The following is a 14033-nucleotide window of genomic DNA, read 5'->3' on the forward strand; positions in this document are numbered from 1 at the left end:
TTCCGAGGGCAACATTCAACCCGTCACCGGACCGTCAGCGCGCGCGTGGGAAGCCTGGGTCAAGGATGGTCAGAGCATCGTCTTCAAGACCCTGCTGGCGCTCGACAAAAGCCTGATGCAAAGTCTGGTGCCCACGTTCGGCAATCAGGGCGAACTGGATTGGAACGACTTCGGGAAGCTCTACGCCCCGGTCACCAAGATCATTACCAGTAGCGACCTGGGCGACAAACTCATATGGCCTAACGTCCAGGACGCGATCGCCAGTGTGCTGGCCGCTTACAACGGTGCGGTGAGCCGACTGGAACTGAAGGTTGATGCCGGCGTGCGCAACGTCGCCACGCGTGTGAACAGCGCATCGCTCTTGCTGTACTCGCGCACATACATGACCCAGGTCGCCGTTCAGATGAAGCTGGGTGAGTTTTACACATTGATGTGCAAGCAGATCGGGGAAGACCGAAACAGGCTTGCGACGGCCATTGAGAAAGCGACCGGAAAGGCGCACAAGCAGGTGCGGTCGGTGCTGACTGCTGGTGTCCTCAGCCTGGCCCTGAGCGATCCGAAACTCGCGGAACAGATGGTTGAAGTGGTGCTCTGGGTCGAAGGCAACGCGAATGACCTGCGAAAGCGGTTCGGCGACGTCGTCAAGGATGCCACCCAGCAAACAGGGGAGGTTATCGGAGACGCCGCGCGCCGAGCCGGCGAAGCGCTAAGCGAACTCAAGGTGCTCGCTGGCACGCTGGAGCCGGGGGCACGCAAGGCCTTGGCCGGTCTTCAGCTAAACGTGGCGCGGGCCGCCGACCTCGCGCAGACCGGATTGAGGGGCGCGCGCAGTGCTGCCGCGATTGCCCGCGGCACGGTCGGAAGCGCTGAACTGCTGCTTGCTGTTGGCTCCACATACCTGTTATCGCAGGGCTTGCGTAAATCGGTTGAAGCCGTGGATGCCACCTTTGGAGCTAAACACGTGGAAGCCGTGCTGGCGGTGTATTCGGCGTCGATCGGAGTTTTGGGGGGAAGTTTTGAGGTAGTGGGACTGGCGTTGAAGGGCAGTGCCGAACAGGCGCGGAAGGTCCTGCGCGCGCCTGCGACCGGGAGCGGTGCAATCAGCCGGATCGCGAATGCTGGTAAAGCTCTGGCGCGATTTGGAGCTTTACTGAGTGCGGTATCTGGTTTCGTCGATGCAATCGCGTCATTCAAATCTGCAAGAAATGCTCGCGATTTGGGAGGCCGACCGGAGGTTGGATATTACACAGCGGCCGCGTTTTATGGAGCGAGCGCAGCTGCGTCGGGATACGCTATTTACGCAAGCTCCGCAGCCATTCTAAGCTCGACATGGGTGCTTGGACCCGTCGGTTGGGCAATTCTTTTCGGCTTGATCGCATATATAGCCGAGAGAATCGGAGAGGAAGCAGAATCTTCGCCATTGGAGAGGTGGGTCTACTGCAGCCACTTTGGTAAATCCGATTCCGGTAAATTTACCGACGCCAGTACTGCGGTTGCTGCGTTGAATGCAGCTGTTTTGGGAATCGATGCACATGTGATTTTTGATTCTGAGATCCGCTTGGTGCATTACGAAGGGTTGGCTGCAGCCATGGGAGGCATGGAGGCTGGCCCCGCAGTTATCCCGCGCTTGAAATATCGAATAGTTCTTCCGCGATACGACTCGGTCAGGGCTGCGTACTCATGGAAACTTCAAGTCAACCGCTATCGGGGGGACGAAGTGCTCGCGTCGGGCAATTACCCTCACGATGCTGCAAAAAAGGAAGAAGTGATCCTTCCATGCAATCCGTTGGATTACCGCCCGGATAGCACCATTCCGACAGTCAAGGAAGAACTGCTGACTCTCGCTGATGAGAGTAAGTCGAGTTTCCTTGTCATCGAGGGGGATATCGAACTTTCGGTAGGGCACGATATTGATGTGGCAGTCATCAGCGTCGAGTACCTCCCCAATGTTATCGATCCCGAGATGATTGCCAAAGTGGAATGTATAGAAGCAAAGTAATGATGAAAAAAAATGCACGTTTGGATAATCCAACAAAAGGGTGGCGAGCCGACCTGCCTCTGCCGAATACATTGCCTGGTGCACCACTGCCTCTGTTAGGTCGCTGCCCGAACTTCGTGGACGATATCTATCTGGAACTTAGCGGCTCCCGCAATTTTAATCGCACAGTCATATTCATTTTTGCTTTTTCGATGTTCCTAATAGCAGTATTTATCGTAAAGATATTTTTCTTCGATCTTGGCGGCGGCGCATTTTCGAGCCACCCATTTCTGTTCATGCTGACGACGGCCTTGTCAATTGGGACACTGGTTGCCGGAATAGGAATATTCCGCTCTGGCGCGGCCCCCCCTCGCGATGAGCCGATCCGCTTTAATCGCAAGCGTCGCAAGGTCTACGTTTATCGCTTTCACAACGGCAACCTAGTAAGCGGCAAAGGTACGGGCGTATGCCCCGTGATTTTTAACTGGGAAGATCTGCGCGCCGAAGCCTGGAGCCGAATGAGCCCAAGCCCGAGCGGCGTCCCGATTTTTGCTTGGGGCGTCGATATTGCAGTGGTTGCACAAGGTTCCAATCACGTTATTGATCGCTTCCAATTGGCCGGCAGCAATGCCGATGGGGAACATATGTGGGCCATGGCGCGCGCGTTCATGAACCAGGGACCCGGGTCGTTGCCAAAGTATTCGAACCTACCGCGTGATTGGAATAATCACATCCCGGCGTGTGATCCTGGGCTGCGACTGGCACCAAAAGTGCATTGGCCGATTGATATGGACGTTGAGTCGAAGACGGCGCCGTAGAACGCGTTTGTTCAGCTTCCGAATCTTGATCGAGTGGTCTCGCGGCATTGATCGCTTCCAATTAGCTGGCAGCAACGCCTACGGCGAACACATGTGGGCAATGGCGCGCGCGTTCATGAGCCTGGGACCGGAAGCATTACCCCAATATCCAAACCCTTCCCGTGATTGGAACAAAGATGTGCCGCTCTATCACTTGACCCTGCGTTTAGCGCCCAAGGTGGGGTGGCCGGATGATATGGACGTCGAATCGCGCACGGCACCGTAACTCGTCTTTGGTTGGCGCCGAAGTCAAAGTGCCGACGATGTGCCGTTGGAGCCACGCATCTACTGTCGCAGGGGTTGCGCCAATCGGTTGAGGCCGTGGATGGGCTCTCGGCCGAGATGCGACGAAGATTCTCCGCGCACCGGTGACGGGTGCCGGTGCGACCACAATACGGCATCGACGTGTCGCCCGAGTTCACCAAATCGCTGATCGATGGGGACACGGGTGAAGGCCTTGCGCAGCACAAGGCCATCTATCTGGGCGCCAGACACCAACGCCAAACCAACAACCGATGCCTTACTTAGCGGCCCCTACCGACCACCCCTTAGACAACTCCACTGCCTGCCGCCACCGCTTCATCCGCGCATCTCTCACGGACTGAGGCCAGGCCGGCGTGAACGTGCGTTCAGCCTGCCACTTCGATGCAAATTCATCCTGACCCGACCAGAAGCCTACAGCCAGGCCGGCGAGGCCCGCTGCGCCGAGTGCAGTCGATTCGGGAACCCGGGGGCGGACAACCGGAACGCCCAGAATGTCAGCCTGCATCTGCATCAGCAGGTCATTGCGGGCGGCGCCGCCGTCGACGCGCAATTCCGTCAAAGCGATGCCGCTGTCCGCATTCATGCACGTCAGCAGTTCAGCGCTTTGCAGGGCGATGGATTCCAGCGTGGCACGTGCGATGTGGGCGCGTGTGGTGCCGCGAGTCAGGCCAACAAGGGTGCCGCGCGCGTAGGGATCCCAGTGCGGTGCGCCCAGACCGGCGAAGGCCGGGACCATGAAAACGTCGTCCGTGTCCGAGACGCTGGCGGCCAGGGATTCGATTTCTTCGGAGCGCTGGATGATGCCCAACCCGTCGCGCAGCCATTGAACCGCAGCGCCGGCCACGAAGACGCCGCCTTCCAGCATGTACGCCGGCTTCCATTTGTCCTGCCCCGCTTGAGGCAGGCCCCAGCCGACCGTGGACAGCAGGGTGTTGCGCGATTCGACGGGCTTGTCGCCCACGTTCATCAGCATGAAGCAGCCGGTGCCGTAGGTGTTCTTGGCCATGCCCGGCGTAAAGCAGGCCTGACCGAAGGTCGCGGCCTGCTGGTCACCCGCCACGCCCGCGATGGGCACGGAGCCGCCCAGCCATTCCGGCAGCGCCTCGCCGACGATGGCGCTGCTGGGCGCGATCTGCGGCAAGACGCTGCGCGGGATGTTGAGCAGCGCCAGGATGTCGTCGTTCCAGTCCTGCGTGTGCAGGTCGAACAGCATCGTGCGCGAGGCATTGCTGGGGTCGGTGCTGTGTACCGCGCCGCCCGTCAGTTGCCAGATCAGCCAGGTGTCGATGGTGCCGAAGGCAAGTTCGCCGCGTTCGGCCAGGCGGCGGGCGCCGGGCACGTGGTCCAGCAGCCAGGCCAGTTTGGTGCCGGAAAAGTAGGCGTCGACAACCAGGCCCGTGCGCGCCTGCAGGAAGTCGCCGTGGCCGTCCTGGCGGAGCTGGTCGCACATCGGGGCCGTGCGGCGGTCCTGCCAGACGATGGCGCGCGCCAGCGGGCGGCCGGTGGCGCGTTCCCAGATCAGCGTGGTTTCGCGCTGGTTGGTGATGCCGATGGCGGCGATGTCAGCGGCAGCCGCGCCGGCGTTGCGCAAGGCTTCGCGGGCGACGTCGAGCTGGCTGTGCCAGATCTCGTTGGCGTCGTGCTCGACCCAGCCCGGACGGGGATAGTGCTGGCGGAATTCACGTTGGCCGACGCCGCGGACCACGCCGTCGCGGTCGAACACGATGGCCCGGGAGCTGGTCGTGCCCTGGTCCAGGGCTAGGACAAATTCATTCGTCGTCACTGTTTTTCGCGCCGTTCAGGTGTGCCCCGGCCAGCGGGTCGAGGCGTCTAAAGGAGAAAGTCGATGCCATGCACAGCAGGCCGATGACGATGAAGCCGGCAACCACGTCGCTGATGGCCAGCGTTTCGGCGCCGCGCAGCGACATGCTGATGTTCAACGTGACCGCAGCCACCCCGACGCCCAGCGTGATGCCCAGTTGCTGGGCCATGGCCGAAAAGCTGCTGGCGCGGCTCATCTTGGCGGGCGGGATGTCGGCATAGGTTAGCGTATTTACCCCCGTGAACTGCAACGACCGGAAGAAGCCGCCCACCAGCAGGATGGCGATCATCAGCCATACGGGCGTGGCCGGGTTGAAGGCGCCGCAGACGATGATGAAACCGCCCGTCAGTAGCGCATTCAAGGTCAGCACGCGGCGAAAGCCGAAGCGTTGCACGATGGGCGTGGCCACGAACTTCATCAGCAGCGCGCCGGCGGCGCTGGCGAAAGTGATGAGGCCGGCCGAGAACGGCGAAAGGCCAAAGCCCACCTGCAGCAGCATGGCCAGCAGGAACGGCGTGGCGCCGACGGCAAAGCGGCACAGGTTGCCGCCCAGCGTGGAGATGGCGAACGTGGGAATCCGCATCAGGGACAGATCGATGATGGGATGTTCGGTGCGCCGTGCGTGCACGCCGTACAGCAGTCCGCACACGATGCCCACGGAGATCAGGCCGAGCAGCATGGGCAGCGGCATCACGTCGCGGCCGATGGCCTCGAAGCCGGTGACCAGGGTGGCCAGGCAGCCGGCGCTCAGCAGAAAGCCGATCCAATCGAGCCGCGGCGTGCCGGTTTCGCGGATTTCGGTGACGTACCGCAGCACCAGAAAAATGCCCAGGAACCCGATCGGGATGTTGATCAGGAAGATCCAGTGCCACGACATGTACGTGACCATGAAACCGCCTAGCGGCGGTCCGATCACCGGTCCCAGCAGTGCCGGGATCGACAGGAAGGACATGGCCTTGAGCAGATCCTGCTTGGGGACGGTGCGCAGGAGGATGATGCGGCCCACCGGCACCATCATGGCGCCGGCCATGCCCTGGACGATCCGGGCCAATACGAGTTGGGGGAGGTCCTGCGAGATAGCGCAGGCGACGGAACTGAGGGTGAACAGGCCGATCGCGGTAATGAATACGCGCCGGGCGCCGTAGCGGTCCGCCGCCCACCCACTGATGGGCACGAAGACGGCGACGGCCAACAGGTACGACGTGATGGCCACATTGAGCCGCACCGGGGTGGATCCCAGGGCCCGTGCCATGGCGGGCAGGGCGGTCGCCACGACCGTCGCGTCCAACATTTGCATGAACAGCGCGCAGCCGACGATGAAGGGGATCATGCGCGCCGCGCGCACCGCATCCGGGGTTGACGGTGGAGCGGGATTGGCTGCGGCGGCGGATTCTGCGGACATGTCGGACGGGCTGCGGTGGAAGCCTGACGATTGTAACGCCGGGGATATGGCCGCCGTGAAGTAAACTCGAGACATCTGCAACCTAATGAAATTGGCGTCATGGCGACCAACTACGAATCCGAGATCACCCAGTTCCTCAAGGACTTCAAGAAATCCCACCCTGGCACCGAAGAGCGCCAGCGCGAGGGACGCGCCCGCCTCTGGGACAAACCGCAGGATCAAGAGCTGCTCGAAGGCTTCCGCGCGGCTCGCGTGGCGCAAAGGCCGTACGTGTATCAGGCCGACTGATACCGTTCTCGGCAAACATGGTCCAGAACCCCTCGGTGCCAGGCGATGCCCTGGCCAAGCTAGTGGCACCGTCCGTCGACAGCACGCCCGACACCATCGATAGCGTGGCGTTTGCGCGTCTGTATGGCGAACCGCTGTTCCAGATGCCGACGGACCTGTACATCCCGCCCGATGCGCTGGAAGTCTTCCTCGAGGCGTTCGAAGGGCCGCTGGACCTGCTGCTTTACCTGATCCGCAAGCAGAACTTCAACGTTCTGGACATCCCCATGGCGGATGTCACGCGGCAGTATCTGTCGTATGTGGATCAGATCCGCATCACCAATCTCGAACTGGCCGCCGAATACCTCCTGATGGCGGCCATGCTCATCGAGATCAAGTCGCGCATGCTGCTGCCGGTCAAGAAGACCGACACCGGCGAAGAGCCCGAAGATCCCCGCGCCGAACTGGTCCGCCGCCTGCTCGAGTACGAGCAGATGAAGCTGGCCGCCCAGAAGCTCGACAAGATGCCGCAGCTGGGGCGCGATTTCGTCAGCAGCCAGGCCGTGGCCGACCTCAGCGTCGAGCGCGCGCTGCCCGACGTCAGCGTGGACGACCTGCGCGCGGCCTGGGCCGACATCATGAAGCGGGCCAAGCTGAACCAGCATCACCACATCACGCGCGAGCAGCTGTCCGTGCGCGATCACATGACGCACATCCTGCGCCGCCTGAACGACGTGCGTTTCATGGAGTTCGGCGACCTCTTCATGGAGCGCGTCCGCGAGGGCGCACCCGCCGCGGTCGTCGTCGTGCATTTCATCGCCATGCTCGAACTGGCGCGCGAATCGCTGCTGGAAATCACGCAGGCCGAGCCGTATGCGCCCATCTACGTCCGCCTGGCGTACACCAGCGTGGCAGCCGTTGCGGCCTGATCCTGACCGGGCTCCTGCCCACCCCGGAGATTCCCTTGAAAGTCGTACACACCATCCAGGAATTGCGCGATCACCTGCGCGGACAGAACCGCGTGTCGTTCGTGCCCACCATGGGCAACCTGCATGAAGGCCACCTGTCGCTGATGAAGCTGGCGCGCCAGCACGGCGATCCCGTCGTGGCTAGCATCTTCGTGAACCGCCTGCAGTTCGGCCCGAACGAGGACTTCGACCAGTATCCGCGTACCCTGGCCGCCGACATCGAAAAGCTTGAAGCGGCGCGCGACGTCTACGTGCTGTTCGCGCCGAACGAGCGCGAGATGTATCCCGAGCCGCAGAATTTTCGCATCCAGCCGCCCGATGACCTGGGCGACATCCTGGAAGGCGAGTTCCGTCCCGGGTTTTTTGCCGGTGTCAGCACCGTCGTGCTGAAGCTGTTTTCCTGCGTGCAGCCGCGCGTGGCGGTGTTCGGCAAGAAGGACTACCAACAGCTCATGGTGGTGCGCAACATGTGCCGCCAGTTCCAGTTGCCCGTCGAGGTGCTGGCGCATGAAACCGTGCGCGCGGACGACGGCCTGGCGCTGTCGTCACGCAACCGCTACCTGACCGACGGCGAGCGCGCCGAGGCGCCGGCGTTGTACGCCGAGCTTCAGGAGATCGGCCGCCGCCTGGCCCAGCGCGAGCGCGATGCTACTGCGTTGGAGAACGACGCGGCCCAGCGGCTGACGCAGCGCGGCTGGAAGGTCGACTATGTGGCCCTGCGCCGCCAGCGCGATCTGAAGCGCCCCGAGGCCGCCGACCTGCAGGCGGGCGAACCCGTCGTCGTGCTGGCCGCGGCCAAGCTGGGCGCCACGCGACTGATCGACAATCTGGAATTGGTCTACACGGCCTGAAGCGGCGGGTCGGTGACATCCGGGCGCGCGATGCGGGGCGCTCGGTACAAGGCACCTGGTACAGGCGCTTGATAGGGCAATTGAGGCGAGGCGTTTTCATCAGCCCCTAGCAGAATTGCCAGCTTACGGCGGCCCGGCCGGCGGGGCAGACTGTTTGCAATCCTACATTGCAAACGAGCTTCCATGCCCTTTCCTCACCCCGAACTCGACGCCGCCCTTTCAGCCCTGACCGCCCGCGAACGCCAGATTGTTGACTACGTGGCGGCTGGGCGCGCCAACAAGGTCATTGCCATCGACCTGGGCATTTCCCTGCGCACGGTCGAGGCCCACCGCGCCCGCATCTTCGCCAAACTCGGCGCCCGCAACGCCATGCAACTTGCCTGCCGGCTGTGTGCGCACGGGCAGTCCGGCGCATCGCCCGTTCCGGGCGCGCACTGGCCGTCCCGCACTATGCCGCCTTTCGTCCGCCCTGGCGCGCCGGCCCAGGCATTGCACGAGCCCGCCAGCGAATACGGCGACTGCCCGGCAAAACCCGATGTTCCTCCCTGATGGCGATTTGGTGCCGGCGGTCTTGTGCTCACACGTAAGGCAAGCCGTGCTTCGCAGCCAAAACCCTCCGCCATAACGTGCAGCCGTGGGGGCCGCCGTATTCCGCCGCGCTTGTCGTTTCACCGGGCCCAATGGCTGCCGGCCAAAGAATTCGGGCCTGACGAACAAGGTGTTCGTCAGGCCCGGGTGGGGTGCTGCGGTGTTCGCCCTGCGGCGCTCACGCGCCGTGGGCGGACATCCCTTCGATCAAGGGCACTTGGGCGCTGCGGCGCTGGCCAGTTCGTCGATCGGGTCCAGATCCGGCTGGCGGGTCAGGTTGTAGTTCAGGTTGGGCGTCTGGCCGCCAATGGAGCGCACACGCAGCACGTTGTTGGCCGCGACCACGAATTCCACGCGGACATTGCCTTGGCCGTCCATCAGGATGACGCGCGGCGGGCGTTCTTCGGTGGCATCCCAGCAGCCTTGCTCGGAAACGGGCGGGCCCTTCTTGGGATCGTTGTCCAGGTAGGCGGTGCGGCCGCGCCAGCGGCCATTGGGCGCCAGCGTCAGCGTCACGCGCTGGGCCGTGCACTGCATGGCGGGCGAAAAACACGGCAGCGTGCCCATGTAGGTTTGCGGCTGCGGAACGAGGCTATGGGTGATGCCGTTGGCCGCAGGGGCAGGGGCAGGGGCCACGGGGGCGGGTGCCGAGCCGCCGGCGCCGCCGGAGCCACCGGCACCGCTTTCTGCGCCTTCGGGCACGGACTGGCCGTCTTCGGTGGTCTGGCCGGCAGCAACCGCCTGCTGATTCTGGTTCTGTTGACGGCGCGCGTCGGGCTTGAGCTCGATCTGCACTTGCGACGGGGCGCGGATGACGGTGCGGTAGCCGGCGCCGGAACCTTGATACTGGGCGTCGGTCACGGTGCTTTCGGCAGGCAGGTCGTAATAGCCTTCAGCTTTCTGCTTGGCGCAGCCGGTTGCGGCGATCACGGTGCCCGCTAGCAGCAGCCCCATGACGCTGAGTTTGCGGGAGCGGGAAACGATTTCTACGCGCGCGGCCATGGCAGCTTATCCGTGAATTGAGTCTGTCTCCGATTTTACGCACTTATGCGAAGATTCGATACGTTCCCCTTAGCCGTTCCCGGGCATCCCGGCACTTTATGCACAAATTACGACACGGCCGCGCGCGGCTCCTCATTCCTTGCGCCATCGCCGTTCTGTCGGATGGGCAGGCGCGTCCGGACCGCAAGGGGCGATGACGCCGATGTGGCACGTCTTTGATTTACCCCTTGGCGTCTTCATCGGCGTGGCGGCGCTGGCGGGCCTGTTCGTGGGCAACTGGCTGACGGTGCTGACCCATCGGCTGCCGCGCATGATGGAGCGCGAATGGCAGGCGCAGTGCCTGGACGCCGCCGGCAAGCCGCGGCCCGCCGGACACTATGGCCTGCTGTCGCCGGCCTCGCAATGCCCGGCCTGCGAGGCGCCCATCGAAAGAATGGCCCGGATTCCCGTGCTCGGCTGGCTGCTGCTGCGCGGCCGGTGCGCGGCGTGCCACGCGCCCATCGGCTGGCGCTATCCCGTCATTGAACTCCTGACCTGCGCGCTGTTCGCCGCCTGCGCGCTGCGCTTTGGCGCAACGCCGATCGCGTTGGCGGCCATGGGCTTGTCGGCCATGCTGGTGGCGCTGGCATGGATCGACTTCGAAACGACGTTGCTGCCCGACGTTCTGACGCAGCCGCTGGTGTGGGCGGGCCTGCTGGTGAACCTGTTTGATGCATTCACCAGCGTGCAGACGGCGGTGGTCGGCGCGGCAGCCGGGTATCTTTTCCTGTGGGTTATCTTTCATGTGTTCCGCCTGTTGACCGGGCGCGAAGGCATGGGGCAAGGCGACTTCAAGCTGCTGGCCGCGCTGGGCGCGTGGTTTGGTGTCGAGGCCTTGCCGATGTTGCTGCTCAGTGCGTCGCTGGTGGGCGTGCTGATCGGCGGGACGCTGACGCTCACCGGCCGCGCCAGCCGCGGCCAGCCCTTGCCCTTCGGGCCGTACCTGGCGCTGGCCGGCCTGGTCATGCTGCTGCTGGGCGGCGAACAAGGCATATGGCAGTTCATGAACTAGGGACGGCCGGTCAGGACGGCCAGTTGGGGCGACCAGTCAGGACGGCCGGTCAGGACGATCGGCCAGCCGAGGGCCGCCGGTATCGACGGCCATGCAACGGCACTAAGCAAGAGACAAAGGAAAGGCAGCATGTTCAACATTGGTCTGACGGGCGGCATCGGCTCGGGCAAGTCCCGCGTGGCGGACATGCTGGCGGAGTGGGGCGCGGCGTTGGTCGACACCGACGAGATCGCGCGATCGCTCACCGCCGCCGGCGGCGCTGCCATGCCCGCGATCGAACACGAGTTCGGACCGCAGGCGCTGACGCCCGACGGCGCGCTGGACCGCGCGTGGATGCGCACGCAGGCGTTCGCCGATCCGCAGGTGCGGCGGCGGCTGGAGGCCGTGCTGCACCCGGCCATCGGCCGCGAAACGCAGCGGCAGGCGGCGGCCGCGCGCGGATCGTATCTGGTCTTTGTGGTGCCGCTATTGGTTGAGTCCCTGGACCGTTGGCGTGACCGCGTGGATCGTATCTGCGTGGTCGATTGCGATCTCGAAACGCAGGTCGCTCGCGTGCAGCAGCGCAGCGGGCTGACGGAGCAGGACATCAGGCGTATCATGGCGGCACAGGCTGCGCGGGCACGCCGGTTGGAGGTCGCGGACGACGTCATACTCAACGACGCAACGACAACACCGGAACAGTTGCGCGCGCGGGCGTTGACCCTGCATGACCGCTGGCTGGCGCTGGCGACCACCACGGGCCGGTAAGCCAGCGGCTGCCGGCACCCCTGAAAATTCTTGGCCCGCCGGCCAACCACTTGATAGGGCCTGTAAAAAAGCGTGATCGTTTACGAATATCCCTTCAACGAGCGCATCCGTGCTTATCTGCGGCTGGAATACCTGTTCGACAGGCTCTTCTTCTTTGCTCGCGAGGGTGACTCACGCCAGCATCAGGTTGCCGTCACCTCCCTTTTCGATCTGCTCGACGCGTGCGAACGCACCGACGTAAAAGGCGCGGTCCTGCAAGACCTTGAACGCCAGCGCTTGGCGCTGGTCGGGCTGCGCGATCATCCCGGCGTGGCGCAGGACGCGCTGGAAGGCATGCTGCGCGAAATGGAAAAGGTGGCCAGTGCCCTGGCTGCCCCTGGCAAGACCGGCCAGTCGCTGCGCGAGAACGAATGGCTGACCAGCCTGCGCGGACGCCTGTCGGTGCCCGGCAGCGCCACGCAGGTCGACATGCCTTCGTACTATGCCTGGCAGAACAAGCCCGAGGCCGCGCGCTGCGCGGACCTGCAGGCGTGGGTGTCCCCCTTCATTCCCCTTTACGATGGCCTGACCCTGGCGCTGCGCCTGTTGCGCGAGTCCGGACGCAAAACCGACATCGTGGCCGAGCAGGGCGCCTATCAGCAGATGCTGGGCGGCAAACAGTTCCAGCTGCTGCGCGTCTGGGTGGACCCCACCCACGGCGTCTTCCCCGAGATCAGCGCCAATAAGTACATGATCTGGATACGTTTTTCCACCCAGGACGGGGAGTTCAAACCCCAGCAGGTGGCCCGTGATGTGTCATTCCAGATGACCCTCTGTAGCTCTTAGGCTGAAGTTACGCAGGGTTTCGCTGCCCGGATTCCTGTTGCGGGTAGTTTCAGCATGACGGTCATCAGGGCCGAAATCGGGACGGTCTAGTAGACAATACGGCTTTCCTTCCGAGTGTGCCGGAACCGTTTCCATGTCCGATAGCCGTCCTGTATCCCCACCCACCCGCTGGAGCCGTCGCCGCGTGGTCGGCTTGGGTCTGCTGCTCCTCGTTGTGGCGGCAATCGCGTGGTTGGTGCTCCGGCCCTCGGCCAAGCAGGGTGGTCCCGGCGGACGTGCCGGCGGCCGGCCTCCCATGGCGGCCATGGCCAACTTGCCGGTGCCGGTGCGGATCGCCACCGCCGCCCAGCAGGACATCGACATCTTCCTGCGCTCGCTGGGCACCGTCACCGCCTACAACACCGTCACCGTCCGAAGCCGCGTCAGCGGCGAACTCGTCGACGTCGCCTTCCAGGAAGGGCAGCAGGTCAAGGCCGGCGACCTGCTCGCGCAGGTGGACCCGCGTGCGTTTCAGGTGGCCTTGGATCAGGCGCGCGGCACGCAGATGCAGAACCTGGCCCAGCTGGAAAACGCCCGCCGCGACCTGCAGCGCTACCAGGCCCTCTTCAAGCAGGATTCCATTGCCCGCCAACAGGTCGACACGCAGGCCGCGCTGGTGCGCCAGTACGAAGGCACGGTCAAGAGCGATCAGGCCAATGTCGACAACGCCAAGCTGCAACTCGATTACGCGCGCATCACCGCCCCGATCGGCGGCCGTCTGGGTCTGCGCCAGGTGGACCGCGGCAATCTCGTGTCCAGCGCGGACACCAACGGTCTGGTCGTCATCACCCAGACTCAGCCGATTTCCGTGGTCTTCACCCTGCCTGAGACGCAGTTGCCCGAAGTGCGCGCGGAACTCGCCGCCGGCAAGACGTTGACGGTCGACGCCTACGACCGCGCCGACACCCGCCGCATCGCGACCGGCACGCTCGAAACGCTGGACAACCAGATCGACGTGACCACCGGCACGCTCAAGCTCAAGGCACGCTTCGACAACGCCGACGATGCGCTTTTCCCCAACCAGTTCGTCAACGTGCGCCTGCACGTGCTGACCCGCAAGGACGTGACCGCCATTCCGACGGCGGCGGTCCAGCAGGGCTCGGCCGGCGCGTTCGTCTTCCTGGTGCAGGACGACAACACGATCGCGGTGCGCCAGGTCAAGCTGGGCGCCATCAACAGCGGCATGGTCGCCGTGAACGAAGGCTTGAAGGCGGGTGACCGCGTCGTCACGGAAGGCACCGACCGCCTGCGCGCTGGCGCCAAGGTGGAAATCCTGGGCGGCGCCGAAGTCATTCCCGCCACCCGCGACAAGACGCTGGGCGCGGGGGCGCCGGCTGGCACCACGCCCGCGTCCAAGTAAGCCGAGAACGCC

General features: G+C 63.9%; 13 protein-coding genes and 1 pseudogene. 11 read left to right on the top strand and 3 right to left on the bottom strand.

The genetic code is table 11. The features are described from left to right. The 3 genes from B2W22_RS11545 to B2W22_RS11555 all read left to right on the top strand — a co-directional run. The coding region (locus tag B2W22_RS11545) for a hypothetical protein (protein WP_286937750.1) at positions 1-1999 on the top strand (1999 nt) is incomplete at its 5' end. Further along, positions 1999-2796 carry a DUF6708 domain-containing protein gene (locus tag B2W22_RS11550; protein ID WP_286937753.1) on the top strand — a complete coding sequence of 266 codons (798 nt, stop codon included), beginning with the start codon at positions 1999-2001 and terminating at the stop codon, positions 2794-2796. The genes B2W22_RS11545 and B2W22_RS11550, both read left to right, overlap by 1 nt. Next, positions 2720-3061 (top strand): DUF6708 domain-containing protein, encoded by a 342-nt coding sequence (locus B2W22_RS11555; RefSeq protein WP_349679454.1) that lies wholly within the window; start codon positions 2720-2722, stop codon positions 3059-3061. Before B2W22_RS11550 ends, B2W22_RS11555 begins: the two co-directional genes overlap by 77 nt. 294 nt (positions 3062-3355) lie before the next feature. Here B2W22_RS11555 and glpK read toward each other — a convergent pair whose 3' ends face one another. Next, complete coding sequence (gene glpK, locus B2W22_RS11560; protein WP_286937756.1) at positions 3356-4882, bottom strand: glycerol kinase GlpK; 1527 nt, start codon at positions 4880-4882, stop codon at positions 3356-3358. Beyond that, positions 4869-6323 carry a DHA2 family efflux MFS transporter permease subunit gene (locus B2W22_RS11565; RefSeq protein WP_175125961.1) on the bottom strand — a complete coding sequence of 485 codons (1455 nt, stop codon included), beginning with the start codon at positions 6321-6323 and terminating at the stop codon, positions 4869-4871. Before B2W22_RS11565 ends, glpK begins: the two co-directional genes overlap by 14 nt. Before the next feature lie 99 nt (positions 6324-6422). Between B2W22_RS11565 and B2W22_RS11570 the strand changes: the two genes are divergently transcribed. The 4 genes from B2W22_RS11570 (at position 6423) to B2W22_RS11585 (ending at position 8958) form a co-directional block, all read left to right on the top strand. Further along, entirely contained in the window at positions 6423-6611 is a 189-nt protein-coding gene (locus B2W22_RS11570) for a DUF3460 family protein (RefSeq protein ID WP_056564661.1), read from the top strand. A gap of 17 nt (positions 6612-6628) precedes the next feature. Next, positions 6629-7519: a segregation and condensation protein A gene (locus B2W22_RS11575; protein ID WP_105237199.1), complete on the top strand. Its 891-nt coding sequence runs from the start codon at positions 6629-6631 to the stop codon at positions 7517-7519. Between the two features lie 35 nt (positions 7520-7554). Then, on the top strand, positions 7555-8409 hold the full coding sequence (panC, locus tag B2W22_RS11580) for a pantoate--beta-alanine ligase (protein ID WP_286937759.1): 855 nt from the start codon (positions 7555-7557) through the stop codon (positions 8407-8409). 183 nt (positions 8410-8592) lie between these two features. Beyond that, positions 8593-8958, top strand: coding sequence for a response regulator transcription factor (locus B2W22_RS11585; protein WP_217467871.1), 366 nt, complete (start codon positions 8593-8595; stop codon positions 8956-8958). Positions 8959-9204: 246 nt separating this feature from the next. On the opposite strand, the gene B2W22_RS11590 is transcribed toward B2W22_RS11585, so the two are convergent. After that, a complete protein-coding gene (locus tag B2W22_RS11590) occupies positions 9205-9999 on the bottom strand; it encodes a copper resistance protein NlpE N-terminal domain-containing protein (protein ID WP_175125959.1) in 795 nt (264 codons plus the stop codon). 202 nt (positions 10000-10201) lie between these two features. Here B2W22_RS11590 and B2W22_RS11595 point away from each other — a divergent pair, with 202 nt between their 5' ends. The 4 genes and pseudogenes from B2W22_RS11595 to B2W22_RS11610 all read left to right on the top strand — a co-directional run bounded on the left by B2W22_RS11595 (position 10202) and on the right by B2W22_RS11610 (position 14021). Beyond that, positions 10202-11050, top strand: a complete 849-nt coding sequence (locus B2W22_RS11595) for a prepilin peptidase (protein ID WP_175186078.1) — start codon at positions 10202-10204, stop codon at positions 11048-11050. Positions 11051-11179: 129 nt separating this feature from the next. Further along, positions 11180-11873, top strand: a pseudogene (gene coaE, locus B2W22_RS11600) (dephospho-CoA kinase). Next, complete coding sequence (gene zapD, locus B2W22_RS11605) at positions 11870-12622, top strand: cell division protein ZapD (RefSeq protein ID WP_175125956.1); 753 nt, start codon at positions 11870-11872, stop codon at positions 12620-12622. The pseudogene coaE and the gene zapD overlap by 4 nt, the downstream one beginning before the upstream one ends. Positions 12623-12755: 133 nt before the next feature. Next, positions 12756-14021, top strand: coding sequence for an MdtA/MuxA family multidrug efflux RND transporter periplasmic adaptor subunit (locus B2W22_RS11610; RefSeq protein WP_286937764.1), 1266 nt, complete (start codon positions 12756-12758; stop codon positions 14019-14021). Positions 14022-14033 lie beyond the last annotated feature (12 nt).

Source organism: Achromobacter sp. UBA4530 (assembly GCF_002388205.1).
In the GTDB taxonomy this organism is placed as follows: Bacteria; Pseudomonadota; Gammaproteobacteria; order Burkholderiales; family Burkholderiaceae_B; genus Achromobacter; species Achromobacter animicus.